This window comes from Paenibacillus sp. P46E, from assembly GCF_001909095.1.
Taxonomy (GTDB): Bacteria; Bacillota; Bacilli; order Paenibacillales; family Paenibacillaceae; genus Paenibacillus_AQ; species Paenibacillus_AQ helianthi.
This window is the reverse complement of the sequence record NZ_LVYZ01000065.1, coordinates 1-26569: the sequence shown is the minus strand read 5'-3', so window position 1 is coordinate 26569 and position 26569 is coordinate 1. Positions and strand designations below refer to the sequence as shown.

The following is a 26569-nucleotide window of genomic DNA, read 5'->3' as shown; positions in this document are numbered from 1 at the left end:
AAAGGAAGGAGCCCGATGCCATGCCCCGCGAACCTGCAGCACCTCCAAAACCTAAATACCGCCTCCGCCGGTTGTTCCGGCTGTTGGCTGTGGTGAGCGTGCTATTTGTGCTGGCAGCCTGCGCGCTGCTGGGTTACCTGTATCAAAAGGATCTTCCGCCAATCGCTGACGATATCCGCTCCAAGCTGCTTGACTCCCGGGGGAATGTGCTGACTACCTTTACCACAGACGGCCGCAGCCGGGAGCCCGTAACACTCAGTCAAATTTCGCCGCTTCTTATTCAGGCTACCCTCGCTGTGGAGGACCGTAAATTCTACGATCACTCCGGCTTTGATGTAAGAGGGATGGGACGCGCTGTTCTTGCCAACCTGGAGTCCGGGGACCGCACGCAGGGGGCGAGTACCTTAACCCAGCAGCTTGCTCGTAATCTCTACCTGACCCATGAGAAGACCTGGACGCGCAAGGCAAAAGAAGCCCTCTACACGATGCAGCTTGAAATGAAATACAGCAAAAATGAAATTCTGAATATGTATCTGAACCAGATTTATTATGGACATGGCGCCTATGGGATCGAAGCCGCTTCAAGGATGTATTTCGGTAAAGCAGCCGCAGATCTGGATCTGGCGGAAAGTGCCCTGCTTGCCGGAATTCCAAAAGGCCCGACCTATTATTCTCCCTTCACCCATATGGACAATGCCAAGAAACGACAGCAGATTATTCTGGCTGCGATGACGGAAATGGGAGATATCACGGAGGCACAGGCGACTTCCGCCAGACTGGAGACCTTAAGCTTCAAGCCACAGGGTGAAAAGGATACCCTCGTCGCTGCACCTTACTTCCGCGATTATGTCCGCAGCCTGGCCATTGACTCCCTGCACATTAGCAGCGAAGAACTGGATCAGGGCGGTCTGAATGTATATACAACCCTCGATCCTGATATGCAACAGGCGGCTGAGGAGGCTGTGGACAAAGGGATGGATTCCGCTAGTGACCTGGAGACTGCACTGGTGTCGATAGATCCCCGGACGGGTTATATCAAAGCCATGGTAGGAGGCAAAAATTACCGTACCAATCAGTTTAACCATGCGTTAGCCACTACCCGGCAGCCCGGGTCTTCTTTTAAGCCCATTATGTATTTAACCGCACTGTCCTCCAAAACAATGACGGGACTGTCCGTATTTAACAGCCAGCCCACGCTGTTCCATTATGATCATGACCGCAAGACCTATCAGCCCAAAAATTTCGGAGACAAGTATCTGGGAGAAATTAATATGCGCCAGGCCATTGCCGCCTCCGACAATATTTATGCGGTGAACACGATTATGAAAATAGGCGCGGATAAAGTAGCTGAAATGGCAGCCAAAATGGGGGTCGACAGTCCGCTGCAGCCAGTGCCTTCCCTGGCCCTGGGTACTTCACCAGTGAGCCCGCTGGAGATGGCGTCAGCCTTTGCTGTGATAGGCGGGGGCGGAATAAAGCTTCCGGCTACAGCAATACTAAAGATTACCGATGCCCATGGAAATCTTCTATATGAGGCTCCCCGGAAGCAAGGAGAGAAGGTCGTAGAACCGGCAGCAGCGTATGTGCTGACCCGGCTAATGGAAGGCGTATTTGAGAGCGGAGGAACAGGCAACCGTGTGGCGTCCATTATTAAGCGTCCGGTTGCCGGAAAGACCGGCACCACCGATACCGACGGCTGGATGGTCGGCTTCACGCCTGAGCTGTCAACAGCCGTCTGGGTCGGTTATGACAAAGGGCGTAATATTGCTACATCAGACGGGCGGCGTGCCGCCCCCATATTCGCCCAGTTTACAGAAAAGGCACTGGCAAACGTACCGCCCAAAATCTTTCCGATTCCTGACGGAGTCGTCAGTGTGTATATCAATCCTGAGTCTGGAAAGCTCGCTACATCTGATTGTCCCGAGAAGGAATTGGAAACCTTCATCAGTGGCACAGAGCCTACCGAATACTGTGATCGGCACGGTGCAGGCGGTTCTGCAGCAGATCCTCAGGACGGAAAAGTTGTTCCCCCTGCTGCGGACACCAAGGATGATCACTCCCTATGGAACGACATCAAACGCTGGTGGATGAACTGATCCCGGTTGCTCAGCTGCCGTTCCTGCGGTACGATGGGACCAATCATCGAAGAGGGCGCTAATGAATAGCCTGATTCGGCCAGTGAGGTGTCATTAATCTATGGAACGGAAGGATAACGCTGGTACCAGGGAGACACTGTCTTCCAGAAAACTCTTGTCCCCGCATATATATAAGCTTACAGCACTCCAGGCTGCACCGCTTCTTTTGGGACAGCATCTGGTCCGGCGGACCGAGGACGGGGAGATCCGCTGCCGGATCGTCGAGACTGAAAGTTATGGCGGCTCAGAAGACAAAGGCAGCCACGCTTACGGCGGACGCCGCACGGCGCGTACCGAGGTCATGTTCAGAACCGGCGGAGTTGCTTACGTGTACCTCATTTACGGTATGTACAACTGCGTAAATGTAGTAACTGCCGCCAAGGATGATCCGCATGCCGTGCTGATTCGTGCGGTGGAGCCGCTGACTGTCAACGATACGGGGCAGATGGCGGCCTATCGCGGCATTACGGTCAAGAAGCCATCGGACCTCTCCGGCGGTCCGGGGAAGCTGTGCAGGGCACTTCGTATAGATAAGAGTCTGAACGGCTGTCCGTTGAATGATCCTGCGGAGCCACTGTGGCTGGAGCAGGGTGACCCGCCCGATACCCTGGATATTGTACAAGCCCCGCGAATCAATATTTCTTATGCCGAAGAATACGCCCTGCTTCCCTGGCGGTTCTACCTCAGAGGCAACCCTTACGTCAGTGTCTTGGATAGACAGGCCCAGCCGTTTCATCTCCCAAAAGTTTGGTAAGGCTGTTTCGCCACCCGGAATTGGGTAAAAAACAAAAGAACCCTAATCCATCTCTCCTTTCGGACTTCCCGAATGGAGAGATTTTTAAATCCGCAAAAAAAATCTTCCTGTTTTTTACAAAAAATCTACTATGAATGCGCTTTCCCCGTTCTCATAACTTACAATTACTGCTATAATCATAGATATCCACAAAAAAATTAAAGATGTAAATGAGGGACATGGGATGAAGGATACAGGCATGATCCGGAGTTTGGACAGTCTTGGCAGAATTGTGGTTCCCGTAGAAATCCGCATGACACGCAATATTGACATTGGGGATCCTATCGAATTTTTTATTTTGAATGATGAAATCATCGTACTCAGAAAGTACACCTCAACGGAATGCACGTTCTGCAGAAGCCTTGATCATGTGACCTACTATAAAGACCAGTTCATTTGCAACAGTTGTCTGAAAGAACTCAGCAATCCAGAACGGACAGCCGATGACGACCTTCAGCCGGAGAGCCCCGCAGACTTTAATCCTGAGCCTATCCGCGGAGGACGGCGGACAAAGACTGAGGAAATGAGCCAGCGCCTGGAGAAGGCTATTGAAGAGCATCCTTATGCCAATCAGAAGGAGCTCGCAGAGGTCCTAGGCATCAGCCAAGCCCGCGTTAGCCAGCTCAAGCGCAAGCTCAACCTGCTCAGTAGATCATAGGATCAATGCTATCCCGGCATCCTGCGCTTTCATACACAATACAAACAGCCAGGCTCTCCTGAATTGGAGGACTTGGCTGTTGTTGGGTAACGTGATCTATTGGTCCTCATAGACACCGGAGGTAATTTTATTCCGACAATGCTGCCTTTAACTCTTCGGTCGACGCGTCCCACCATTCTGCATTATGGGCAATCAGCAGCGACTTTAGGGCTGCTTTGTCAGCTGCTCCAATCCCCTCCAGAATCACTCTGCGCTTCAGCGCGGAATCCAGCTTGTTCACATGATCAGCAAGAATTTTCCAGCCCCGGCGGGCTTCAGTATCAATCCACATCTCACAAGCAGTAATCCCGCCGTAAGACTGGCCTTCCGGGGTACGGTCCACCGCTACCCAAACCACCCATACCTGTCTTCCGTCCAGGACATCCTCACGGTTCGGGCTGAATTTAATCCCCTTCTCCACTTTGCTCTTGGCATGCATGGCACCGATATCGATAACGGCCTCGCCGCCGTCAATAATAACAGGCGATACATTGTTCAAATCGATGGAACCTGCTCCGAAGCCTTTATGCTTGCTCTTTGCGTTCACGATATTCAGAGCCATCGGTTTTTTACCCTCTGGTTGATTGTTATCCACAGGTGCACATCCTTCCTCTCACTAATAGAACGTGAATATAATTTAATTTTAGCTAATAATGCGCCGAATGCAAACATATACATCCCGTAGATGCTTGTCACGGGAGGAATCACAGTATGAAGCCACTGTCATTAAGGTACACCCTCATCTTTGCGGCCCTGGCCGCCTTCGCCTTAGGAGGTGGAATTTGGGCGTTATCAGGGCACAACCCCGATGTTCTGACAGCTGCCGCACCCAAAGAGGCCAAGTCCCCTGTAGCTGCACAGATCAAAGCTCCGCAACCCGTTCTCCCGGAGAGTAAGCCGCTCCCCGTCTCGGAGGCGCTAAGCGAGCGGGTGGCCGAATATCATATTGACGCGCAGCTAATCCCCTCTACCGGGTCATTAAGGGCTTCCGAAACGGTGACCTGGACCCATCCCGGCCAAAAACCGGTACAAGACCTCTACTTCCATCTTTACCCGAATGCTTTTGCTTCTGAAGATACCACCTTTATGAAAGAATCTGGAGGAACACTGCGCGGGGATAGAATGCCAGCGAATGGATACGGCAGCATGACTCTGACCGATTTACGGACCTCTGACGGTGTCTCACTCATGCAGCGTCTGCAGTATGCCCAGCCTGACGATGGCAATGTGAATGACAGGACACTGGTGAAGGTGCATCTTCCTGAACCCGTCAACGGAGGAGAAAGTGTTACGCTCAGGCTGAAGTATGAGGTCAAGCTGCCTAAAATATTCGCCCGCATGGGAATTTCAGGTGACTTTGTCATGGCTGGTCAATGGTTTCCCAAGATCAGTGTGTATGAGCCTGTTGGCACCCGGGGGGCAAAACAGGAAGGCTGGAATCTGCATCAGTACCACGGTACCTCCGAGTTCTACAGCGACTTCGGGATCTACAATGTAACCCTTTCCGTGCCCTCCAATTATACAGTCGCAGCAACCGGCTTCCCAGTGAAGACCGCGAGGCTGAAGCAGGGCCAGAAGATTTACCAATTCTACGCCGATGATGTTCATGATTTCGCCTGGGCGGCCTCTCCCGACTTTGCGGTTGCCGAGGAAGCCTTCTCTGCTCCTGGCGTGCCCGGGGTAAGGATTAAGCTCTATCTGGACCCGTTGCATAAGGATTTACAGGAGCGTTATTTTCAGGCGGCCAAAGCTGCTCTTAGCGCTTTCAGCAAATGGTACGGTTCTTATCCCTACTCCACGCTATCTATCGTCGTCCCGCCTAAGGCAGGGAATGGCGCAGGCGGGATGGAGTATCCTACACTCATCACAGCCTTCGGCGCAACCGAAGATGCTCCAGGAACGCAGCTTGAACGTACGGTTATCCATGAAATCGGGCATCAGTTTTTTTATGGCATGATAGCCAGCAATGAATTTGAGGAAGCCTGGCTGGATGAGAGCTTCACCTCTTATGCAGAAGACCGGCTGATGGAACAGGAATATGGTGTAGCCTCTAATTCTGCACTTCAGGCCAGTCTGGTTACCTCATCACAGCCGCTCAATCTGGAGACCTGGAAATACACCGGAGATGACGCCTATACACGCAACGTATACATCCGGGGCAAACTGGTCCTTAAAGACATTGAGCAGCAAGTGGGGACCAAAACGATGGATGCCATCATGGCCGCCTATGCCCGTAAATACCGTTTCCAGCACCCTTCCACAGCGGATTTTCAAAAGACCGTAGAAAAAGTGACCAAAAAATCGTGGCAGATGTATTTCGATCAATATGTTTACAGTGGCGGCGCTCCTGATTTTGCCGTAGATGACATTATCAACACCCTTCACAAGGGGAGCGATATAGATAGCCTTCGTTATGATTCGACAGTTGCCGTGAGTAACAAAGGCAGCCAGTACGGGAATGTACCAGTAAAGTTCACCTTTTCGGATGGATATACTGTTCAACGGTATTGGGATGGAAAAGACAAACAAACTACATTTCAGCTGTCCTACAAAGCGCCGCTAATGTCGGCAGAGATTGACCCCGAACATTCCATCCTGCTGGAGAATAAGCATCTGAATAATTTCCGGCTCGCGGCACTGGAACCTGATACGCTCTCACGATGGACGCTTAGCATAACCAACCTGATTGAAAATCTGCTCGGAACTCTTGTCTGGTGAGGTGAAGGATTGTGAAAAGATCGATATCCCGCGGCTGGCACAGCATGAAAGAGCAATTTTATATACTAATTCTGTTGTTCATTTACCGGCTGTTCTGGGGCTATTTCATGTACAAGTTCGTTAAAAGCGCTGTAGTCCCGGTACTTCTGCGCTATCCCGATCAGGATGCGGGCGGCAGCGGGATAGGCAGGCTGCTGTATTATGTGGAGGGCCAGCTCGCACTGGGTACCGATTCCGCTGTTCAGCACTGGCTTTGGATGCTTCTGGCGCTAAGCGCATTTAGACTGCTGCTCTCCCCATTCATCCGCGCTGGACTGCTCCATGAACTCCATCAGGAACGTAAGGGGGAGCGAGGGATGTTCTTTTTTCCGGGTATGCGGCTGTATGGGCTTCCGGTAATGCTGTTCAGTCTGGCAGAATGGGTGCTTACAGCCCTGCCCCTGTATTGGCTTCTTCCCAAAATGTACAGATTGCTGTTAAGCGGGATTCTGGATTATAAGTTATTGCTGAAACTGGTGCCTTACATTCTGGCTTGGCTGCTATATCTGTTCTTCATCCGAAAAGTACTGCTGTACATGCAGTTCGGGTATACGGGTGGTACAGGCACTCTCTCTTCTCTCTTGGTGTGTCTGAAGGTGATCCTTCCTTCTGTCGGATTATCTTTTGCAATGGGGGCAGGGGGCGTGATCATGATGCTTGCTTGCGGAGCGGCATCGATCTTTTGTCCGGGGATGCCGGCACTTCTGCTTAGACAGTTCTCTCCCCTTCCCACTACACTGTTCAAAATGTGGGGAATCGCCGCTCAATACCACCTTTGGTCCAGTAAATCATTCCCACAATAATTAAGCCGCTCAGCCGGCATAATAAAAGAGTCACTGCTCCTTGAGGGGGCGGGACTCTTTTTTAGATTACAAAGTGAATAAGAGTATTTGCAAAACTGTAAATCCTCTGGTACAATGATGCCTGTACCACTAGTAACAAATTTGTAATCTTTCAGATGCAACACATTCAAACACGTTAACATTCCGAGCATTTACTAATTGTCGACACGTCGCTCTTCTGGTGCATAAAACGCCAAATTCCCTGCACCGGGAAGCGGGGGAACCATATTTTGGGTGAATTGATCTCGCTTTAGAGGGGTCATAGGGGAACCTTCTACCGAATCCTTAAGCTAACCTCGCAGGCCTTGGAAGGAGTACATCTTTTGAAAAGTCAGAATTTTAAGAAGAAATGTACCGCAGCAGCACTTGGACTAGTGATGATTTTCACAATCGGAGCCGGTAGCGCTTTCGCCGATTCCAAGATGGACACCGTTATCGCAAAAACTATCGGAACCACCTATAAATTCGGAGGCACTAGCACAAGCGGTTTCGATTGCTCCGGCTTCACCTCGTATGTTTTTAAAAATGTCGGCCTTACCCTGCCGCGCACGTCCAAGGCTCAATTCAGCGTTGGAACTTCCGTATCACGGAGCAACCTGCGTTCAGGTGACCTGGTATTCTTCAATACCTTTGGATCAGGAGTCTCCCATGTCGGCATTTATGTCGGTGGCGGAAAATTCGCACAATCTTCCAGCTCACGCGGTGTAACCATAACTTCGCTGAGTCAAGCTTACTGGGCCAACCGCTACGTTGGCGCTAAACGAGTGATGAGCACTACAGCTTACAAGACTGTTGCCTACGATTAATTGAAGCTTGTTCCCCTCACATTACACCTCTAACACTAAAAGTAATTTATACAAGCCCGGTAGCTGATTATTGCCGTAATCATTTTCCGGGTTTTTCCTTTTCCTTATTCTCCCTTTTACACACATTTTAGAGCTTTGAAACACCTCTTTTGATAAAAATTCCAGTAACACCTTCCATGCAGCTCACTTACAGCGTAAAGAACCAGCGTAAATCAAGCATTTTTCTCTTAATAGGCTCAAAAAATATGTATTAATATGCTTTAGGTGATTGCCAAGTGCTTCCGTCTTTGTTACAATTATCGCAGTGAGTTGATAGTAACATTTTTGTAATTATTCAAACCTGATTTACAAAGGTTTTGTCATTGTTTTAATCCGTAAGCTAATCTAATCAATAGTCATGCCGAGTTCCTTATTCATTAGGGAAACGGGGGAACCGATTTTGGGTGAATTGACCTCCTATTTACAGAGGGGTCATAGGGGACCTTCAACCGAACCCTTAAGCTAACCTCGTAGGCATTTGGAAGGGGTATTCACTTTTGAAGAAGAAGCTAGCAGCAGCATTACTCAGCTTTTCGATCATTCTTACCATCGGAGCAGGAAGCGCTTTCGCAGACTCCAAAATGGATCAGGTTATCGACAAAGCCATCGGAACTAAATACGTCACCGGCGGAATTTCGACTAACGGGTTCGATTGCTCCGGATTTACCATGTATGTGTTTGATAAGATGGGAATTAACCTTCCCCACCAGTCCGGTTCCCAGTACCAGATGGGCACTGCCGTATCCCGTGATAATATCAGACCGGGAGATCTCGTATTCTTCAATACAAGCGGCAAAGGCGTATCTCATGTCGGCATTTATGTCGGTGAAGGCAAGTTCGCACACGCTTCTTCCAAGCGTGGTGTAACCATCAGCTCGCTGGGTGACAGCTACTACGTCAACCGCTACGTTGGCGCCAAACGAATCATGAGCACAGATGCTTTTCAAGCAGTAGCAACCGATTCCCAAGATAATGACGATGTACAATAAGCAATAATTTTGTAACCGAACAGGCTCTTATCCAGGATTTTTGCCGAAATCTTGGAGGGGGCTTGTTTTTTTGTCCAAAGATAAGAATTTATATGTTTCACGCAATAAATTATCCTTATATTTCTCGCTGATACGGGTACCGTCCTTAAAAGGACGGCGAAGCCGTTTCCACTTGCTATAAAAATTACTTACCCTTCTCGTTATTTGCAAAACATAAAATCCCGCGATTTTTGTAATTTTTTAAAATATATTGTTTGTGCGTCGAAATCGAACCGTTTTGTATATAATTATGATATAACGTTTCGTTCTGAAGGGAGGCGGATGGCGGATGATTAGTTCTCCGGTAACTTTTTACGTTGTCCCCATGCAAGTTAATCACGCTGCAGAAATTTGTGAATGGGTATACAAACCTCCGTACAACATTTATGGCTGGATGTCCTGGGAGCAAATGCAGGCTCTGGATATTGAGTTTGGCGATCCCCGGCTGCGGAGTGAGCAATACGTCTCGGTGGTGAACAGCCAAGGGTTTCTCTGTGGCTTTGCACAGCTGTTCCCGATGGAAGGTGTAGTTCGGCTCGGAATTGGTATGCGGCCTGAGCTATGCGGGCAAGGCTTGGGGCATCTGTTCATGAACGCCATCGTCAAGGCAGCCCTCGCACGGTATCCGGAGCGTGAGATAGATCTGGAGGTACTTACCTGGAACCAGAGAGCCATTCGTGCTTATCAAAAAAGTGGCTTTACGATTACGGATACTTATGAACGCCGGACTCCAACGGGCGATAAGCCATTTTATTGTATGGTCTATGATAAATAGCACAAATCATTCGTTTTTTTGTCACAAACCCTATGATAACGCTTTACCTTCTTGTATAATGTAGGAAGCAGCTTACATGGAGGGGACGGATGCAGATGCAGAAATGGATCATGAGCGGTTTGTTTTTCGCCGCCTGCGCCTTTGCGGTAATCTTAATGTTCACCTTACCCGGCAAAGCCGAAGTCGCTGAGGAGAACAAACCAACGATGCCGGAAGTGCAGATGGATGCGGCGAGCGCCGAGGCCACAGTAAAGAAGGCGAATTGCATCACCTGCCATGGTGACCAGCTTCAGGGCGGCGTAGGCCCCAGCCTCCAGCAGGAAGGCGGCAAGCATGACGCCGGAGAGATTTTCACCATTGTCACCAAAGGCCGCGGACAGATGCCTTCTTTCAAGGAGAAGCTGGCGCCTGAGGAGATCGCGAATGTAGCGATGTGGCTTGCGGAGAAGAAATAACCTTACTTCTTATCTCATCATATGGAACACAAAATGCCCGTGCACGGATCACACTGATCCTGTACCGGGCATTCTTTTATATAAGGGTTATGAATTCGCAATCTGATCGGCCACATATGAGATAAATTTTTAACGGTTCTTCTCAAAAGCCTCATTAAATTCATGAGCCTGCCGGATATCGAGCGCCGTAAGGCCATCCTCCCCGAGGGTAGACAGACGCAGGACAACGGTTTTGTAATCAACCGTAATATGCGGATGGTGCTCGAATGCTTCCGATATAGCTGCAACCTCATCCACAAAGGCAATGCCTTTCATATATTCATTGAACATGTATTTGCGCACCAGGGTACTCGGTTCCAGCTTCCATCCTTCCAGCTTACTCACCTGCTCCCGCAGCTCTTCCTCCGTAAATTGCAATGTTCTTCCTCCCTTACTAAATTAACAGCTTATTGCTCCTTCTCCATGCGATGATACCTGATGCCTTAAACAAAACATCCCTCAGCTTTTAAAAGACCAAGGGATGCGCCAGGATGATGGCTATTTTTCGGTTTATTGTATTCGCAAACCCTGGCAAATAGTACTCGGCTCCATCAATTTTACCACGTGGCATAGGCTGCGGGCAAACCGGCCGCCTTAAGGCTGTCTGTTTTTTAGACCAGTAGAACTGAAGCCAGATCCTCTTCACCCAATAAAATATTTATCCGGTGTGTTTCTTTATCGTAGATTACAACGCCGCTGCCAACCTCAATAACCGGTTCATTGCCCAAGGCGTAGAACAAGTCCTCAGCGAGCGCTTCCCATACCTCCGTCTTCGATTCCTGCGGGAGCTCCTGCCATTCGTCAGGTTCCATCTCAAAAAATATATACCCGTCAGAAATTCTTCCTACCGCTTCTGTCAGTTCACTCAGAATATCACTGTAATCTCTGCCATGCTTCACACCCACGTCAATCACTCCGTTTTCTCCATAGATGAATAATAACCTGCCCTACTCATTATAGCCGAAAAAATGACTTCACAAAAAAGGGAATGCTGTCGATAAATAAGAATATACGTTATTGGTCAGACGCAGAGTGTCACACCGCTGGTCATGGATGATACAGGCGGTATAGTCAGATCATATCTTAATTCTCATGGACGAGGTGCATAAATGGAAATTTCAACAATAATCGGTTTGATTTTTGGTCTGGTTACAATAGTATGGGGGATGTTTCTTAAAGGTGCACCGTTAACTGCCTTGGCAGCACCCGCTGCTTACGTAATTATTTTATTAGGTACAGCCGCATCTTTATTTATAGCTTTTCCGCTCTCGGAAATGAAGAAAATCCCGTCATTGTTCAAGTTAATATTTGTAAAAAAGAAAATGGTCAGCAAATCGGAACTGATTACCATGTTCATGGAATGGGCCTCCATTACCCGTCGTGAAGGATTGCTCGCCCTGGAATCCAAGGTGGACGAAATTGAGGACAATTTCCTTCGAAACGGCATGCGGATGATTATCGACGGCAATGACCAGGAATTTGTCCGTGATGTATTAATGGAAGATATCCACGCTACAGAGGATCGGCATAAAGCCGGAGCACTGATTTTCTCCCAAGCAGGTATGTACGCACCAACGCTGGGCGTGCTCGGGGCCGTAATCGGGCTGATTGCCGCACTTTCAGATATGAGCGCAGTAGAAAAACTGGCTCACGCCATCGGGGGAGCCTTCATTGCCACCATCGTTGGTATCTTTACAGGTTATGTATTATGGCATCCGATTGCGACCAAGCTGAAGCGGCTCTCCAAAGGTGAAATTGAGATCAGGCTAATGATGGTAGAAGGACTCTTGTCTATCCAATCCGGGGTATCGACCATTGCCATCAATCAGAAGCTTTCCGTCTTCCTTACACCTTCTGAACGCGAGAAACTAGCTAATAAGGAGGGTGCTTCGAGTGAGCAAAAAGACTAGACATGAGGAGCACGAAGAGCATGCCGATGAATCCTGGCTATTGCCCTATTCCGATCTGATGACCCTACTGGTTGCCCTGTTCCTCGCTATGTACGCTATGAGCGCTACGGATGCCCAGAAATTTGAACAAATGGCTCAGGCCTTCAAATCCGTATTTAACGGCGGGTCCGGAGTTCTGGAATATAAGTCTGATGCTCCTACAAATACTCAAATGGACCAGGGTAAAGAAGAAAAAATGAACAATGTCGTTGCCCCTAATACCGGCAAGGATGAAATCGCCAAATTGAAGCAAAAAGAGCAAGAAGAGCTTGAGAAGCTGAAGAAGCAATTCGATCAGTATATCAAGAATAATGGTTTAACTGATTTGCTCAGCACCAAGCTGAACCAATCACAGTTAACCATCACCATTAGCGACAATGCCTTGTTCTCTTCCGGACAAGCCGTGGTAAAGGATGATTCCCGTCAGCTGGCGAAATCCATTTCTACGATGCTACAGCAATTTCCTGATTACGATGTACTGGTAGAGGGCCATACGGATAATATCCCGATCTCCAACAGTGAGTATCCATCCAACTGGGATCTCAGTGTAGCCCGTGCGCTGCAATTCATGAAGATCCTGCTGCTTAATCCCTATCTGGACCCGGTTAAGTTCAGTCCCATCGGATATGGAGAATATCATCCAATCGCTGACAACTCAACGGCCGCAGGCCGGGCAAAGAACCGCCGCGTAGAGGTCTCCATCCTCCGGAAGTATCAGGATGGCACGCAGACTATAGATCCTGCTGCTACCGGAAAATAGAATCATGTGTATTCAACAAGAGCTGTTCCGAAAGGTCTGAATAAGACCTCCGGAACAGCTCTTTATTGTTTATTCTATGTCCAATTACCGCCGTTACTGCAGCTTATAGTTCAGCATGGTACCCAGTTCCTGCTTCTCTTGGGCAGACAGCTCACGCCATTCTCCAGTTTGCAGCGTACCCAGGCGGATGTTCATCACACGGATGCGCTGCAGGCGCCGTACCTCGTACCCAAAAGCAGAACACATTCTGCGGATTTGCCGGTTCTTACCTTCCGTAAGAATAATTCGAAAGACCCGCTCACTGATTCGCGTTACTTCACAGGGAAGTGTCCGGCTGCCTAGTATCTTGACTCCGCTCGACATTCCGGTAATGAAGGATGGGGTAAGGGGCCGATCCACAGTCACGATATATTCTTTCTCATGCTTGCCCTCGGCCCGTAATATTTTGTTCACGATATCTCCATCATTGGTCAGCAGAATTAATCCTTCAGAATCTTTATCAAGCCGCCCGATGGGGAATATACGCTCATGATGTCCGACAAAGTCGACAATATTCCCTTGAATATGCGCTTCAGTGGTAGAGGTAATACCCACCGGCTTATTCAGTGCAATGTAGACGACCTTACTGCCTGTTTCAAGCAGTTTACCATCTATGCGCACCTCATCTCCCTGCTCGGCCTGACTGCCAAGCACAGCACGTTCTCCGTTGATGCTAACTCTACCGCCTTCCACCAGCTTGTCTGCTTCACGCCGTGAGCAGAACCCTGTCTCACTGATGAACTTATTAATTCTCACTTCGATCTTCACTCCGTTCTTCATTCATAGCCTGCCCGGGAGCCTGCTCTCCGGCTGCAGGCAGCTTGATGGTAACTTCCGCCCCGCACCCATATTCACTGCGTATCTCCATGCTGCCTTTGTGGGATTGGATAATTCTCTGGCTGACCATGAGCCCAAGGCCTGTTCCGGTTTCCTTGTTGGTAAAGAAGGGCTCCCCAAGCTTGGGCAGCATATCCTCTGGAACGCCTTCACCCTCATCAGAGATAACGATCACTACGATATCGTCAATCATATGTTGCTCCAGTGTGATCGTACCGCCATCAGGCATAGCTTCAATCGCATTTTTGACAATATTGATAAACACCTGCTTCAGCTGGTTTTCTTCACAATGCACCGTTGCCGGCTGTTCGGAAAACCGGGCTTCGAATTCAATGCCGAACAAATGCGCCTGGCTGTCCAGCAACGAAATTACATCACCCAGAATAAGCCGGACGTCTCTTTGCTGGAAATGTACGGCCTGCGGCTTGGCCAAAATTAAAAATTCACTTACGATTAGATTAATCCGCTCCAGCTCTGAGAGCATAAGATCAATATGGAGCGGGACCAGAAGCTTCTTCTCTTGCTGCAGCTGCAGAAATCCCCGCAGGGTAGTGAGCGGATTCCGGATTTCATGGGCAACGCCGGCTGCGAGCTGGCCGACGGTTGTCAGCTTCTCAGAGCGTCTCAGCAGTTCTTCGATCCGGTTACGCTCTGTCATATCACGCGAGACATGGACGAAGGACTGCGGATTGCCCTCCTCGTCACGAATAACCGAGCTGCTGACGCTGACTTCGACGACCGAGCCGTCACGTTTCAACCTTATCGTCTCCAGCGGAGGCAGGACGGCACCGTTCTTCAGCTCTCTCAGTCGGGCTTCTTCCTGCTTCTGCGCAGTGGCTGGCACCAGATAAGGCATCTTCCGCCATACATCATTCGCACTCCAGCCGTACAACTCCTCAAAGGCCCGGTTCGTACTGATAATCCGGCCCTCCATATCCATCGTATGAATCGCATCGGAGGTACCGTTAATCACAGACTCCAGACGCTCTTTGACAGCCCGGTTCTCTTCCAGTGTCTGTCCCAGCCGGTTCGTGTGCTGAAGTAGATGTGAGGTCATAGCATTAATACGGTGCGCCAATTGCCCAAGCTCGTCACGGCTGGCCACATTAAGCGGAGGCTCGAACTTGCCTCTGGCCACGTCGTTGACTTTTGCCAGGATATCCTGAATTGGCCGCGTAACAATACCTGCAAGAATATAGCTTCCCATGAAAAAGACAATAAGCAGCACAACCGACGTAGTCACATTATTCAACAGCTGCTCCCGGATTACCGATGAAATGACCGAATAATCCATAACTACACTGATGACATAATCCTCAGCTCCAGGCTGCTTAATTGGAATGAAGGTTTTCAGCACTCTTTTGCCAAGAGCTTGCGTGTCCAGAGTAATGGGTTCACCGCTGCTGAGCGCTTCCATGATCGCCGACCTGTCTTCTTCAACATTGCCGTATTTGTAAGTACCATACTTAATAGCCTGGTTTTTCAGCTTAAGGTATACAGAATCACTGCCATCAGACTTCATGGTCGATACGCCAAATGTTTTGGGATTGATCCCTGTGATTTCTAAGATCCCCGGATTGACCTCTTTAGATTGGCGGACAATCTCATCAGGGTTCATAATCTTCACATAATCGCTTACTGCAGTGCTGCGAATGAAGGGATCTATTATATAGTTTCTCGATGGATCATAATAGTATCCCCACTTCTCAATGTATTTGGGATTGGAGGTTGAATATTCAAAAGGCCCTGACCAGAAATGCTCAAAGGTCTGTCCTTGCCCAACTGATACCTCCTGCCCCGCAAACAGCTCGAGAAAAGCCACATACCAATAGCCCATACCTTTGGTGGACAAATTAAGTTCATTAGGATCCGAGGATTTGGCAACGACCACATCATCCTCAGTCTTGACCAGCAGTGAAATATTAGACACACCCAGCTTATGAGCTAGAGCTACCAGCTGTGCGTTCTTGACATTCTTAATATCGGGATCTAGTTCCTTAGAAGCCAAAATAGCAGCCAATCTCAGGTTCTGGGCGATCTGGTGCTGCACGTAATTGGAGCTGTAGCTGCTCTGCTCGACGGAAACGGCAATCTGACTGGCGGTCATCTTCATATTTTGTACGCTCTCATTACGGAGATTGTTACGGGCTGCGTGAAGATTAAGTGTGAGATTTAGCGCCAGAATTAAAAGTACTGAACCAAAAATGATTACCGATAACTTAATTTTTATAGACAAGCTGTCTGTTCACCTCTTATCCGCTGGTAAATCCTAGCGGAGCGTTCAAACATTATCATACCTTTTGCCCCCTCATTTGAAAAGACATTTCACTTCTAAGGCCTACTTCGGTGAATATTGAATTTTATAGACACTTTCTCTACAATGAATAAGAAACCATCCACAGGTTATGCACATATAAACATTTTATCAAATGGCGATGTGTACAAAATTGTGTATAAGTCGGGCTTTATCCACAGAGTTATGCACAATTTGTTAAGAACGAATATTTGTTCGTTGCACAAAGAGTAGTTTTGGAAGGGAAGATGAGCTTGAATCGTATAAATAATGAACTGTCCCCGGAGGAAATGGCTGTTCATGAATATTGGATGGGAGAAGCGATAGCGGAGGCGCGCAAGGCGGAGGCCCTGGGTGAGGTTCCTATCGGAGCCGTAATAGTCCGCCAGGGGGAGATTATCGGCCGGGGCTACAATCTGCGTGAAACAACTATGGACTCTACCGCCCATGCAGAGATGGTTGCTATTCGTGAGGCCAGTACCCTGCTCAATTCCTGGCGTCTCCTGGACTGTCAGCTGTATGTGACCCTGGAACCCTGTCCCATGTGTGCCGGGGCAATGGTCCAGTCCAGAGTGCCGCTTACTGTATATGGTACACCCGACCCCAAAGCCGGCTGCGCAGGCACACTAATGAATCTGCTGGAAGAGCCCCGTTTTAATCACCGCACCGAGGTCATTCAGGGCATATTGCAACAGGAATGTGCAGAGCTGCTAACCACCTTTTTTCGCCGGCTCCGGAAGAAATCTTAGGATAAAGGAGGACAATTCATGTCTCATAAGTTATATGACACACCTCAAGGCATCTATATTGCTCTGTTGGAGGTCAAAGATGCAAGTGAGCTACTCCAACTGCGTCTGCGTAATAAAGAACAGCATCAGCCCTTTGAGCCCCTGAGGGAGGTAGACTACTTTACCCTTGAGAGTCAGCTGCAGCTTATCGGTCAACGTTTGGAGGATTCTAAGCAAGACCGGGCATATATGTTCGGTATATTTTTATTGGACGGTCAGCTGATTGGCCAGATCACTATCTCCAATGTTGTGCGTGGTGTTGGACAGTTTGCGGATATTGGATATTTCATGGATTATGCCTTACAGGGAAAAGGGTACACAAGCGCCGCCGTTCGGCTTGTCCTTAAGTTTGCATTCCGCTCCCTTGGCCTGCATAGAGTGCAAGCCTCCATTTTACTCCATAATCACGGGTCCCGCCGGGTTCTGGAGAAGAATGGCTTTCAGGCTGAGGGAATTGCTCGGCGTTTCATCCAAATTAATGGACAATGGCAAGATCATCGTATGTACGCTATACTTGCTGATGATATCCAGCCGGATGAGGAGTAAGAGCTGTTCCCACCTACATCCGATACAGCCAAAAATCCCGCATGTGCGCCAAGACGGCGCTCATATGCGGGATTTTCGAATTGCAGAGTTTGTTTAGTAAGTAGTACCCATAGAACCAAATTCCTTTTCAAGCTGATCCATGGTAATGACGTTTTCTCCCTGCGGAATACCGATGGTAAAGGTCTGCTTTTCATTAATTTTACTATATTGATTGCTCGCATTTAAGGATACACTGACATTCTCACCTTTATCAGGATCATTTACTTTAATATCCATCAGCAGATCCTGATAGACCGGAAAATCATCCTTATTGATAGCTGTGTTCATATGAAATTGATTGATTGTCAGATAAGTCCCCAAATCCGCCAGGTCTTTGTCGAATTCTGCACGGCTTTTACTGGACTGCAGCTCTTCTTTGACTTTAGCCAGGTCCGTATCTTTAATATTCAACATTTCCTTATACTCTGGCTTACCCACGATATCGATGATCTTCGGCAGGGCATTATTCACAAAAATAGTAAGTGCCTCTTTGACGTTATCATTCGTGATTTTGAATTGAACGACCTGTTTTGCTTCAACACCCTCCGGCAAAGCGGCGTCCTTAGGTTTAATGTCACTGAAGTACTTTTGATCATCGTATTCCCCAAGCAGTGTGTTTAGCACCTCATTTGAGAGCTTCTGCACCTTCTGTGTATCCATGGAGGCAGGGTTAAATTCGGTTCCTTGCTTCTCTGCCAGTTCTTTCAGATCAAGTTCTACGAACTTGCCAACCACCGTCTCCGGAAGCGGCAGGAACGGAATAGAAGGTACTTTGATATACATCTTCTCTGCGGTCATGACCATTGGAATATTAAAAGACATCGTCATATCGCCCTTCAGGTTGAGCACCAGCGTCATTTCAGTTTGCATAGGATCTGCCTGATAGACACCATCAATGGTAACCTCGGCATTCTTCAGCATACTGAGCACCTGCGCCGTGGTGGCATCGGACTCCCCGTTAGCCGGCGCATCAATAGTCAGATTATTAATGGCCACCTTGCTCTTCATCTCATACGATTTGAGCGTTGTCGCTTTGACAGCGGCCGACTTCAACGCTTCTTTAGGTGCTTGCTCTTTGTTTGCGCAGCCAGGCAGAATTACTGCAGCGGTTAGCAGCAATGCGGCAGCGGACAACCCCCATTTTTTGTTCATTATAAATCTCCTCTCCCATGAAAAAAATTTCTTCACCCTCCCTAATGATAAACCATTTGGGAAAAATGAGAAACATTTCTCGCCATATATTCTACAGAAGCAATTACCCCTGTGGATTATGATGGTCTACATGGTTAGCCTGTTTAACCTTTTTGGAACCGGATAAAGGCTCTGGACCTGAGGGTTTATGATCCTTGCGGCGCTCCTGATTGTTGTTCTCGACGCCCGGTACAGGCATGCTCTTCGGTTTGCTCATATTTAAGTTTCCTCCTATGGATTGGTAAGGTCTTGAAGGGCCTGCGCGCATTCATGAATTTGTCTGGTATACTGCTGCGCCAATGACTGAACGGCATCCGCCCGCTCATCGGTAGGCCGGCCAGCCTCTTCGGCATCAATCAAACTTACGGCTACTTCGCGGCTATCGACATAAGTACAACGAAAATCAAGGGAATAGGCTTGCCGTCCGGCAGCATTAAAATGAATGAGCAGACTGCTCGGGTCTGCCGCATCTCCCTGCAGGCTAAAGCTGTCTCCCTCCTCCATCAGAGCAGGCAGGCGCTCCTGCCAAGCAGAAACCAGGCTTTGCTGATCCAGCTGTAATTGTCGGTTCATTGTTATTATCAGCCTCCTTCCCTATTACATTGCGGAGAAAGGGCGTTTTTTATACTTGTCTGTACATAACACACGAAAACGAGCCATCTGGCTGGACAAAAAAAGCCACCTTCCAAGGAAGGCAGCTTCTATCTTCATATATTCATCTTAAAAGAAATGGCGGAGAGGATGGGATTCGAACCCATGTGGGCTTGCACCCTAACGGTTTTCAAGACCGCCCCGTTATGACCGCTTCGGTACCTCTCCAATGCATCCAAATTTCACATGCATTAGGATTGTACCACACAATGCAAGCATTATGCAACAATGATTATTGTGCAGCTTTCGGGCTGATCACTTTCACATTTCGCATATACGGCTGCAGTACTGCAGGAATTACTACCGAGCCATCTTCCTGCTGATTATTCTCCAGAATGGCGGCTAACGTACGGCCAACAGCAAGAGCAGAACCATTCAGCGTATGAACAAATTCCGGCTTCGCCTTAGGCTCCTTGCGGAAACGAATGTTAGCCCGTCTCGCCTGGAAGTCTTCTGTGTTCGAGCATGAGGAGATTTCACGGTACATGCCGCTCTCAGGCAGCCATACCTCAAGGTCATACGTCTTGGCAGAGGTAAAGCCCATATCACCTGTGCAGAGTCCCAGTACACGGTATGGCAGTTCCAGAAGCTGTAGCACGCGTTCGGCATCTGCCGTCATCTTCTCCAATTCCTCATAAGAGGTCTCAGGTGTGGTAAGCTTCACAAGCTCGACCTTGTTGAACTGATGTTGACGGATCAGCCCGCGAGTATCACGGCCAGCCGAGCCGGCCTCCGAACGGAAACAGGAGCTGTAAGCCACATGATATTTCGGCAGATCCGCAGCTGTAAGAATCTCTTCACGATAGTAATTCGTTACCGGAACCTCAGCTGTAGGAATCAGATAATATTCTGTATCCCGAAGCTTAAAAAGATCCTCTTCGAACTTAGGAAGCTGACCTGTGCCGTATAGGCTGTCCTTATTTACGATATATGGGGGCAGCATCTCATCATAATGGTGTTCCCCGCTGTGAAGATCCATCATGAAGTTGATAAGTGCACGTTCAAGACGTGCTCCCAGGCCTTTATAAAAGGCAAAACGCGAGCCAGTAACCTTGGCAGCGGCTTCAAAGTCAATAATGTCCAGCTGCTGTCCCAGCTCCCAGTGTGACTTTGGTGTGAATCCAAACTCACGCGGCTGTGACCAGCGGCGCAATTCCACATTCTCTTCCTCGGATTTGCCTACGGGCACCGATTCATGCGGAATATTAGGGATGCTCATCGTCAGTTCTTCAATACGGGTCTCAAGCACTCTTACTTCATCATCAAGCTCTTTAATCCGGTCGGATACCGTACGCATCTCAACGATTAAATCCTCTGCAGGTTCGCCATTCTTCTTCTTCTTCGCCACTTCACCTGATACGGTGTTGCGTTGGTTTTTCAATCCTTCGGTCTCTTGCAGCAGCTCACGGCGGCGCAGATCCAGCTGTGGAAATTCAGCAATCAGTTCAAGCGATTTACCCCGTTTGTTGAGTGCCTCTTCTACTCTGGCATAATCACTGCGCAATATTTTTACATCTAGCACAAAGTTTCCCTCCTGAAAACAGCCCAAACTCTTTCAAAATGCTGTTTGCAGCTTTGAAAGAGTCAGAATGTTCTTATATGCGGTTCTATTGATTGGCCACTACACTACGCTCTACCATATCGGCAAAGTATTGGTGCAGCCTATAATCATCTGTCAACTCCGGATGAAAAGAAGATACAAGCAGATTCCCCTGGCGGGCAGTCACAATCTCATCGTTATAGAGAGTGAGCACCTCAACTTCCGGCCCAACCTCGTTAATAAGAGGAGCACGGATGAATACAGCGCGCACCGGTTCAAGGATTCCTTTAACCTGCAGATCACATTCAAAACTCTCCCGCTGGCGGCCAAAGGCATTCCGGGCAACGGTGATGTCCATCAGCTCTAAATGACCAGGTTCGCCCCCCGCAATGTGCTTCGCCAGTACGATCATGCCCGCGCATGTCCCAAAAATAGGCTTCCCCTGACCAGCAAAATCACGGATGGCTTCAATGAAGCCATACTTGCGCATGAGCTTGCCTATCGTAGTGCTTTCGCCGCCGGGTATAATCAATCCTTCGATCTCCTCCAGCTGTTCTACACGTTTGATTGGCAGGCCCTGAGCCCCGGTTTTCTCTATACTGACAATATGCTCTGTTACAGCGCCTTGAAGCGCCAGCACTCCTATTCTCATCGGGACAACCTTCTCTCTTAACGGCCGCGTTCCGACATACGTTCTGCCGGCGACAATGAGGCAATATCGATTCCCTTCATTGGGGTGCCGAGGTTCTTAGATACTTCTGCAATCAGCTTGTAATCGGTGAAGTGAGTAGTTGCTTCAACGATTGCACGGGCAAACTTCTCAGGATTATCCGATTTGAAAATACCGGAGCCAACGAACACACCATCGGCACCCAGGTGCATCATCAAAGCGGCGTCCGCCGGTGTTGCTACACCGCCTGCAGCGAAGTTAACAACCGGCAATTTACCTAACTGATGTACTTCAAGCAGCAGTTCGTAAGGAACCCCCAAAGTCTTCGCTTCATTATACAACTCATCCAGTGAAAGATTAGTCACCTTTCGGATTTGGCTGTTGATGTACCGCATATGACGCACGGCCTCAACAATGTTACCTGTTCCCGGTTCGCCTTTGGTACGGATCATGGAAGCACCTTCGTTTATACGGCGCAGCGCTTCACCCAGATCTTTGGCGCCACATACAAAAGGAACCGTGAATTCACGTTTGTTAATATGGAACACTTCATCAGCCGGAGTGAGTACTTCACTCTCATCCAAATAGTCCACACCGAGGGATTCCAGAACCTTCGCTTCTACATAATGTCCGATGCGGGCTTTGGCCATAACGGGAATGCTTACTACCTTGATAACCTCTTCCACAATCGTAGGATCGGCCATCCGGGCTACACCGCCCGCTGCACGAATATCAGAAGGGACGCGTTCCAGTGCCATAACGGCTACTGCTCCGGCAGCCTCAGCAATTTTTGCCTGTTCTGCATTCATGACGTCCATAATGACGCCGCCTTTTTGCATTTCTGCCATGCCTCTTTTTACACGCGATGTTCCTGTTTCCATGACCAAGCCTCCCGTATGAACTTACTTAATCTAACATATAATTTTACCGCAAGGCGGCTATATATACAACCTATTTACTCGGATTTTCTCCTGTTTTCGACATTTTTCAGCCGTTAGAACAAGTTCTTAATTCCTTTAAACAGATCGCCAAAAAACTCTCCTATGGCTCTCATCAGCAGTTTGAACCAACCGGCCTTCTCTGCCTCTTCAGCCGTTATCAGGTTAACGGTTTTCTCCTGAACCTGAGTAATACCTTCCACCTGGTAGGAATAAGTGACTTTCCCCACTTTGCTGGCTCCGGCTATCGGTGCTACCAAGGTTGATGGATCATTGGTAACAACAGTCGTTTTGATTTGTGGAGATACAGTTCCCTTCGGTACGATAAATGTTACGCCGGCATCCGTTACAACGGAGACGTCTTTGTGCTTACCTTTTAATACTGGAACGGTTTCATTGCCCGCAATAACTGCCTTAGGAGCAACAACCTGCTTAATCTCAAAATTATTAAAACCAAAATCGAGAACTTTCTTTGTTTCGGTGAAACGGTGAGGCTCTGAATCGGCTCCCATTACCACACTGATCAGCCGCATCCCGTCGCGGACAGCTGTACCTGTGAAACAGTTACCCGCATTGGAAGTATGTCCAGTCTTCAGACCATCAAGCCCCGGATAAGCGTAGGCTTTGAAATTTGTAACATTTTTGTTTCCTTCCAGCATCCAGTTATAGTTAACCATTGGCGCTTTATCACGTTCACGGAATTTGTAGGATTGGATAGTAGTAAAATCCGTGAAATCCGGATGATCAGTTACAATGAATTTAGCCAAGAGTGCCGCATCCATAGCAGACATTACGGTTTCCCGATCTGTGTCAGGCCGGAATTTCGCAGGCATATCATCCCGGTCGAGCCCGGTCGCATTGATGAAATAGGCGGTCTTCATCCCCATCTTCTGTGCTGTTTCGTTCATTAGAGCAACGAATTGCTGTTCAGATCCAGCAACCTCTTCTGCCAAAGCTACCGTAGCATCATTTGCAGAGCCTACCGCCATAGCTATGTATAGCTCTTTGACTGTATGTTCGTCCCCTTGTGCCAAAAAAATACGTGATCCAATTTGTTTGGAGGCATTCTCCTGCACTACGACTTTTTTATCCCATGATAGCTGGCCTTTGTTAACGGCTTCTGTAACTAGGTACTCTGTCATCATCTTGGTCATGCTCGCTGGAGGCAGAGGCACATCCGCATTTAGTGATAACAGCACTTCACCAGTTGTAGGTTCCAGCAGAACGGCCGATTTCAGATTCAATCCCAGCGATTCCACAGAAGGAATCTTGACTGCAGTTGTCGCCTTGGTTCCAGTTGTACTTGTAGCTGCTGTGCCTGACTCTGTAGTAGCGGGGGTCTTGACTGTATCAGCCAGTGCTGAATTCACCGGTGAGGCCAGCATATTTAAAAGCAAACCTACTGTCGCTGTCTTAATCACAAATTGTTTACTGCTGAATCTATGCTTGTACTTCAATGATTACTACTCTCCTTTTTGCCCTCATATCCATTGCTTGTTCTATTCTAACACAGGGGTACCTTCAAAAAAAGACAGACAGGACGAAATTCGTCCTATCTGCCCTTAAAATGCCGAATATCCAAACTTATAGGGAATAGTTAGGTGCTTCCTTGGTAATTTGCACATCGTGCGGGTGACTCTCACGCAGACCGGCACCAGTAATCCGGATAAAGGAGGTATCATTACGAAGCTCCTCCAATGTTTTGGTTCCACAATAGCCCATCCCTGAACGAAGTCCGCCAATCAGTTGATGAACCGTATCTGAGAGACTGCCTTTAAAAGCAACGCGTCCTTCAATACCTTCAGGAACCAACTTCTTGTCATCATCCTGGAAGTAACGGTCTTTACTTCCCTGCTTCATGGCACTCATACTGCCCATGCCGCGATAAACTTTGAATTTACGTCCCTGATAAATTTCCGAATCCCCAGGGCTTTCATCCGTACCTGCGAACAAGCTACCCATCATAACTGCAGATGCTCCTGCAGCAATGGCTTTGGTGATCTCTCCGGAGTATTTGATTCCGCCGTCCGCAATAATGGGAACTCCGTACTCGCGGGCTACTGTTGCACAATCATAGATGGCTGTAATTTGAGGTACACCGATACCGGCGATAACGCGTGTGGTACAGATTGATCCAGGTCCAATACCCACCTTGACCACTGAAGCTCCGGCTTCAATCAACTCACGGGTAGCTTCACCGGTGGCAACATTACCAGCCACAATGGTAAGATCAGGATATTGTTCGCGTAGTTTGCGGACAGCATCAATAATATTGATATGGTGCCCATGTGCAGAATCTACAGTGATGAGATCGACACCGGCTTTTACCAATGCTTCTGTCCGTTCAAACGTATCCTTGGAAATGCCGATGGCAGCGCCAACCAGTAGCCGGCCTTGGGCATCCTTGGCACCATTCGGGAATTGAATGGCCTTCTCGATATCTTTTATTGTAATCAGACCCTTAAGAATGTTGTTCTCATCCACCAGAGGCAGCTTCTCAATCTTATGTCGTTGCAGGATAACTTCAGCTTCCTGAAGGGTAGTGCCTACAGCAGCAGTCACCAAGTTCTCATGCGTCATTACTTCTTTGATCTGAATATTGAAATCATGAATAAACCGCAAGTCTCTGTTGGTCAAAATCCCAACCAGCTTGTTGTTGTCATCTACAATAGGCACACCGGAGATACGATATTTACCCATCAGTACTTCCGCATCAGATACCCAGTGTTCTGGTGTAAGGGAAAAGGGATTGGTGATAACGCCACTTTCGGAACGCTTAACACGGTCCACTTCTTCCGCTTGCTGCTCCACAGACATATTCTTATGAATAATGCCGATACCGCCCTCACGCGCAATAGCAATTGCCATTGCCGCTTCCGTAACCGTGTCCATACCCGCACTCATCAAAGGGATGTTCAGCTTCACATTCTTGCTTAATACCGTAGTTAATTCAACTTCTTTTGGGAGCACCTCGGATTTACGCGGTACCAGCAGCACATCATCAAAAGTTAATCCCTCTTTGCCAAACTTATCTTCCCACACCTGGGTCATTCCTCCTCAAATGTCTTTATTCTAAACGCCTGCAAACTTTATGAATGAAGAAACTAAGGTTCAAGTCCATACCCGATAGACACTGGTAAAGACCTAGAAGCTATACGTTTTCGTATCTTCAGTTAAGGTTTGAGATGCTTGTCCAAAAATATATTATTGCCATCTTAGCAAAGGGTTTTTGGCCTGTCAAGAATATTACATCACGGGAGAAGTTATTCAGAAAACTGCCTATGAGTAAGCGAATTCTTGGACGAAAGTCCGCTTGGAGTGGACACTTCATTTATAAATATCTATAGCCATTCGCTGCCAACACAGCAACCGGCATAAGGTAAAGAGATGTTCTCTTTACTAGTATTCCTCAAATTCCGCCAAAAACAACAAAAAAGCCATTGTCGATGACTCAACAATGGCTTCATGTGCTTGGCAACGTCCTACTCTCCCAGGACCCTTCGGTCCAAGTACCATCGGCGCTGGAGGGCTTAACGGTCGTGTTCGGGATGGGTACGCGTGGAACCCCTCCGCTATCGCCACCAAACATGATTTTTTGAAGCTTTCGCTTCTTGAAATCGCTGCAAGAAAATATCAGACCTTTGCGGCCGACATCTTGCTCAAGCTGGATCGCCTGAAAACTGAATCCGAAACGAATCTGCGTTTTAAGATTTGGATAAGCCCTCGACCGATTAGTATTGGTCAGCTCCACACGTTACCGTGCTTCCACCTCCAACCTATCTACCTCGTCGTCTTCAAGGGGTCTTACATACTGGGAAATCTCATCTTGAGGGGGGCTTCACGCTTAGATGCTTTCAGCGCTTATCCCGTCCGTACGTAGCTACTCAGCCATGCTCCTGGCGGAACAACTGATGCACCAGCGGTACGTCCATCCCGGTCCTCTCGTACTAAGGACAGCTCCT

At 48.3% G+C, this 26569-nt stretch carries 26 protein-coding genes, 1 tRNA gene, 2 rRNA genes and 2 riboswitches; of the genes, 13 read left to right on the top strand and 16 right to left on the bottom strand.

Features of this window, described 5'->3' with window-relative positions; genetic code table 11:
- Nucleotides 1–20 precede the first annotated feature (20 nt).
- The 3 genes from A3849_RS24345 to A3849_RS24335 all read left to right on the top strand — a co-directional run bounded on the left by A3849_RS24345 (nucleotide 21) and on the right by A3849_RS24335 (nucleotide 3586).
- Nucleotides 21–2096 (top strand): transglycosylase domain-containing protein, encoded by a 2076-nt coding sequence (locus A3849_RS24345; RefSeq protein ID WP_074113709.1) that lies wholly within the window; start codon nucleotides 21–23, stop codon nucleotides 2094–2096.
- Between the two features lie 100 nt (nucleotides 2097–2196).
- On the top strand, nucleotides 2197–2889 hold the full coding sequence (locus A3849_RS24340) for a DNA-3-methyladenine glycosylase (protein ID WP_083613645.1): 693 nt from the start codon (nucleotides 2197–2199) through the stop codon (nucleotides 2887–2889).
- 223 nt (nucleotides 2890–3112) lie between these two features.
- On the top strand, nucleotides 3113–3586 hold the full coding sequence (locus A3849_RS24335) for an AbrB/MazE/SpoVT family DNA-binding domain-containing protein (RefSeq protein WP_074113708.1): 474 nt from the start codon (nucleotides 3113–3115) through the stop codon (nucleotides 3584–3586).
- Between the two features lie 127 nt (nucleotides 3587–3713).
- Here the strand turns inward: A3849_RS24335 and A3849_RS24330 are convergent, their stop codons facing one another.
- Nucleotides 3714–4220, bottom strand: coding sequence for a YwhD family protein (locus A3849_RS24330; protein WP_074113707.1), 507 nt, complete (start codon nucleotides 4218–4220; stop codon nucleotides 3714–3716).
- A 116-nt stretch (nucleotides 4221–4336) separates the two neighbouring features.
- On the opposite strand from A3849_RS24330, the gene A3849_RS24325 reads away from it, so the two are divergent.
- The 6 genes from A3849_RS24325 (at nucleotide 4337) to A3849_RS24300 (ending at nucleotide 10327) form a co-directional block, all read left to right on the top strand.
- Entirely contained in the window at nucleotides 4337–6343 is a 2007-nt protein-coding gene (locus tag A3849_RS24325; protein ID WP_074113706.1) for a M1 family metallopeptidase, read from the top strand.
- An 11-nt stretch (nucleotides 6344–6354) separates the two neighbouring features.
- The gene (locus tag A3849_RS24320) at nucleotides 6355–7185 is read left to right on the top strand and encodes a hypothetical protein (RefSeq protein ID WP_083613644.1); all 831 of its coding nucleotides are present in this window, start codon (nucleotides 6355–6357) and stop codon (nucleotides 7183–7185) included.
- 220 nt (nucleotides 7186–7405) lie between these two features.
- A riboswitch (cyclic di-AMP (ydaO/yuaA leader) is annotated at nucleotides 7406–7544 on the top strand.
- 57 nt (nucleotides 7545–7601) lie between these two features.
- Entirely contained in the window at nucleotides 7602–8030 is a 429-nt protein-coding gene (locus tag A3849_RS24315) for a C40 family peptidase (RefSeq protein ID WP_074113728.1), read from the top strand.
- Nucleotides 8031–8418: 388 nt separating this feature from the next.
- A riboswitch (cyclic di-AMP (ydaO/yuaA leader) is annotated at nucleotides 8419–8561 on the top strand.
- A 5-nt stretch (nucleotides 8562–8566) separates the two neighbouring features.
- Nucleotides 8567–9058 carry a C40 family peptidase gene (locus A3849_RS24310; RefSeq protein WP_074113705.1) on the top strand — a complete coding sequence of 164 codons (492 nt, stop codon included), beginning with the start codon at nucleotides 8567–8569 and terminating at the stop codon, nucleotides 9056–9058.
- 328 nt (nucleotides 9059–9386) lie between these two features.
- Nucleotides 9387–9872, top strand: coding sequence for a GNAT family N-acetyltransferase (locus tag A3849_RS24305; RefSeq protein ID WP_074113704.1), 486 nt, complete (start codon nucleotides 9387–9389; stop codon nucleotides 9870–9872).
- 95 nt (nucleotides 9873–9967) lie between these two features.
- On the top strand, nucleotides 9968–10327 hold the full coding sequence (locus A3849_RS24300) for a c-type cytochrome (RefSeq protein WP_074113727.1): 360 nt from the start codon (nucleotides 9968–9970) through the stop codon (nucleotides 10325–10327).
- A 129-nt stretch (nucleotides 10328–10456) separates the two neighbouring features.
- On the opposite strand, the gene A3849_RS24295 is transcribed toward A3849_RS24300, so the two are convergent.
- Both A3849_RS24295 and A3849_RS24290 read right to left on the bottom strand, forming a co-directional pair.
- A complete protein-coding gene (locus tag A3849_RS24295; protein ID WP_074086967.1) occupies nucleotides 10457–10744 on the bottom strand; it encodes a 4a-hydroxytetrahydrobiopterin dehydratase in 288 nt (95 codons plus the stop codon).
- A gap of 233 nt (nucleotides 10745–10977) precedes the next feature.
- Entirely contained in the window at nucleotides 10978–11271 is a 294-nt protein-coding gene (locus tag A3849_RS24290; RefSeq protein ID WP_074113726.1) for a hypothetical protein, read from the bottom strand.
- A gap of 204 nt (nucleotides 11272–11475) precedes the next feature.
- Between A3849_RS24290 and motA the strand changes: the two genes are divergently transcribed.
- On the top strand, nucleotides 11476–12276 hold the full coding sequence (motA, locus tag A3849_RS24285) for a flagellar motor stator protein MotA (RefSeq protein WP_074086966.1): 801 nt from the start codon (nucleotides 11476–11478) through the stop codon (nucleotides 12274–12276).
- The gene (motB, locus tag A3849_RS24280; protein WP_074113703.1) at nucleotides 12260–13075 is read left to right on the top strand and encodes a flagellar motor protein MotB; all 816 of its coding nucleotides are present in this window, start codon (nucleotides 12260–12262) and stop codon (nucleotides 13073–13075) included. Before motA ends, motB begins: the two co-directional genes overlap by 17 nt.
- 93 nt (nucleotides 13076–13168) lie before the next feature.
- Here the strand turns inward: motB and rluF are convergent, their stop codons facing one another.
- Both rluF and A3849_RS24270 read right to left on the bottom strand, forming a co-directional pair.
- Nucleotides 13169–13870: a 23S rRNA pseudouridine(2604) synthase RluF gene (gene rluF / locus A3849_RS24275; RefSeq protein WP_074113725.1), complete on the bottom strand. Its 702-nt coding sequence runs from the start codon at nucleotides 13868–13870 to the stop codon at nucleotides 13169–13171.
- Nucleotides 13860–16187: an ATP-binding protein gene (locus A3849_RS24270; protein WP_074113702.1), complete on the bottom strand. Its 2328-nt coding sequence runs from the start codon at nucleotides 16185–16187 to the stop codon at nucleotides 13860–13862. The genes rluF and A3849_RS24270 overlap by 11 nt, the downstream gene beginning before the upstream one ends.
- A 347-nt stretch (nucleotides 16188–16534) precedes the next feature.
- Between A3849_RS24270 and tadA the strand changes: the two genes are divergently transcribed.
- Together tadA and A3849_RS24260 are read left to right on the top strand one after the other, a co-directional pair.
- Nucleotides 16535–16993, top strand: coding sequence for a tRNA adenosine(34) deaminase TadA (gene tadA, locus A3849_RS24265; RefSeq protein WP_256700899.1), 459 nt, complete (start codon nucleotides 16535–16537; stop codon nucleotides 16991–16993).
- An 18-nt stretch (nucleotides 16994–17011) separates the two neighbouring features.
- Entirely contained in the window at nucleotides 17012–17578 is a 567-nt protein-coding gene (locus tag A3849_RS24260; RefSeq protein ID WP_074113700.1) for a GNAT family N-acetyltransferase, read from the top strand.
- A gap of 93 nt (nucleotides 17579–17671) precedes the next feature.
- On the opposite strand, the gene A3849_RS24255 is transcribed toward A3849_RS24260, so the two are convergent.
- The 11 genes from A3849_RS24255 to A3849_RS24205 form a co-directional block, all read right to left on the bottom strand.
- A complete protein-coding gene (locus tag A3849_RS24255) occupies nucleotides 17672–18769 on the bottom strand; it encodes a hypothetical protein (RefSeq protein WP_074113699.1) in 1098 nt (365 codons plus the stop codon).
- Nucleotides 18770–18872: 103 nt separating this feature from the next.
- Nucleotides 18873–19025 carry a small acid-soluble spore protein P gene (locus tag A3849_RS24250; RefSeq protein ID WP_074086960.1) on the bottom strand — a complete coding sequence of 51 codons (153 nt, stop codon included), beginning with the start codon at nucleotides 19023–19025 and terminating at the stop codon, nucleotides 18873–18875.
- Nucleotides 19026–19039: 14 nt separating this feature from the next.
- Nucleotides 19040–19381: a hypothetical protein gene (locus A3849_RS24245; RefSeq protein ID WP_074113698.1), complete on the bottom strand. Its 342-nt coding sequence runs from the start codon at nucleotides 19379–19381 to the stop codon at nucleotides 19040–19042.
- A gap of 157 nt (nucleotides 19382–19538) precedes the next feature.
- Nucleotides 19539–19627, bottom strand: a tRNA-Ser gene (locus tag A3849_RS24240).
- 64 nt (nucleotides 19628–19691) lie between these two features.
- Nucleotides 19692–20981 (bottom strand): serine--tRNA ligase, encoded by a 1290-nt coding sequence (gene serS, locus A3849_RS24235; protein ID WP_074113697.1) that lies wholly within the window; start codon nucleotides 20979–20981, stop codon nucleotides 19692–19694.
- A gap of 85 nt (nucleotides 20982–21066) precedes the next feature.
- The gene (pdxT, locus tag A3849_RS24230) at nucleotides 21067–21651 is read right to left on the bottom strand and encodes a pyridoxal 5'-phosphate synthase glutaminase subunit PdxT (protein ID WP_074113696.1); all 585 of its coding nucleotides are present in this window, start codon (nucleotides 21649–21651) and stop codon (nucleotides 21067–21069) included.
- A 17-nt stretch (nucleotides 21652–21668) separates the two neighbouring features.
- Nucleotides 21669–22550, bottom strand: a complete 882-nt coding sequence (pdxS, locus tag A3849_RS24225; protein ID WP_074086956.1) for a pyridoxal 5'-phosphate synthase lyase subunit PdxS — start codon at nucleotides 22548–22550, stop codon at nucleotides 21669–21671.
- A 113-nt stretch (nucleotides 22551–22663) separates the two neighbouring features.
- The gene (locus tag A3849_RS24220; protein WP_074113695.1) at nucleotides 22664–24064 is read right to left on the bottom strand and encodes a D-alanyl-D-alanine carboxypeptidase family protein; all 1401 of its coding nucleotides are present in this window, start codon (nucleotides 24062–24064) and stop codon (nucleotides 22664–22666) included.
- A gap of 127 nt (nucleotides 24065–24191) precedes the next feature.
- Nucleotides 24192–25649: an IMP dehydrogenase gene (gene guaB, locus A3849_RS24215; RefSeq protein ID WP_074086992.1), complete on the bottom strand. Its 1458-nt coding sequence runs from the start codon at nucleotides 25647–25649 to the stop codon at nucleotides 24192–24194.
- Between the two features lie 427 nt (nucleotides 25650–26076).
- Nucleotides 26077–26193, bottom strand: a 5S ribosomal RNA gene (gene rrf, locus A3849_RS24210).
- A 125-nt stretch (nucleotides 26194–26318) separates the two neighbouring features.
- Nucleotides 26319–26569 (bottom strand): 23S ribosomal RNA (locus A3849_RS24205); the annotation flags it as partial.

Coding starts and splice junctions, on each gene's coding strand:
- A3849_RS24345 (WP_074113709.1), top strand. CDS start 21: ATGCCCCGCGAACCTGCAGCACCTCCAAAACCTAAATACCGCCTCCGC.
- A3849_RS24340 (WP_083613645.1), top strand. CDS start 2,197: ATGGAACGGAAGGATAACGCTGGTACCAGGGAGACACTGTCTTCCAGA.
- A3849_RS24335 (WP_074113708.1), top strand. CDS start 3,113: ATGAAGGATACAGGCATGATCCGGAGTTTGGACAGTCTTGGCAGAATT.
- A3849_RS24325 (WP_074113706.1), top strand. CDS start 4,337: ATGAAGCCACTGTCATTAAGGTACACCCTCATCTTTGCGGCCCTGGCC.
- A3849_RS24315 (WP_074113728.1), top strand. CDS start 7,602: ATGATTTTCACAATCGGAGCCGGTAGCGCTTTCGCCGATTCCAAGATG.
- A3849_RS24305 (WP_074113704.1), top strand. CDS start 9,387: ATGATTAGTTCTCCGGTAACTTTTTACGTTGTCCCCATGCAAGTTAAT.
- A3849_RS24300 (WP_074113727.1), top strand. CDS start 9,968: ATGCAGAAATGGATCATGAGCGGTTTGTTTTTCGCCGCCTGCGCCTTT.
- motA (WP_074086966.1), top strand. CDS start 11,476: ATGGAAATTTCAACAATAATCGGTTTGATTTTTGGTCTGGTTACAATA.
- tadA (WP_256700899.1), top strand. CDS start 16,535: ATGGCTGTTCATGAATATTGGATGGGAGAAGCGATAGCGGAGGCGCGC.
- A3849_RS24260 (WP_074113700.1), top strand. CDS start 17,012: ATGTCTCATAAGTTATATGACACACCTCAAGGCATCTATATTGCTCTG.
- A3849_RS24255 (WP_074113699.1), bottom strand. CDS start 18,769: ATGAACAAAAAATGGGGGTTGTCCGCTGCCGCATTGCTGCTAACCGCT.
- A3849_RS24250 (WP_074086960.1), bottom strand. CDS start 19,025: ATGAGCAAACCGAAGAGCATGCCTGTACCGGGCGTCGAGAACAACAAT.
- A3849_RS24245 (WP_074113698.1), bottom strand. CDS start 19,381: ATGAACCGACAATTACAGCTGGATCAGCAAAGCCTGGTTTCTGCTTGG.
- pdxT (WP_074113696.1), bottom strand. CDS start 21,651: ATGAGAATAGGAGTGCTGGCGCTTCAAGGCGCTGTAACAGAGCATATT.
- pdxS (WP_074086956.1), bottom strand. CDS start 22,550: ATGGAAACAGGAACATCGCGTGTAAAAAGAGGCATGGCAGAAATGCAA.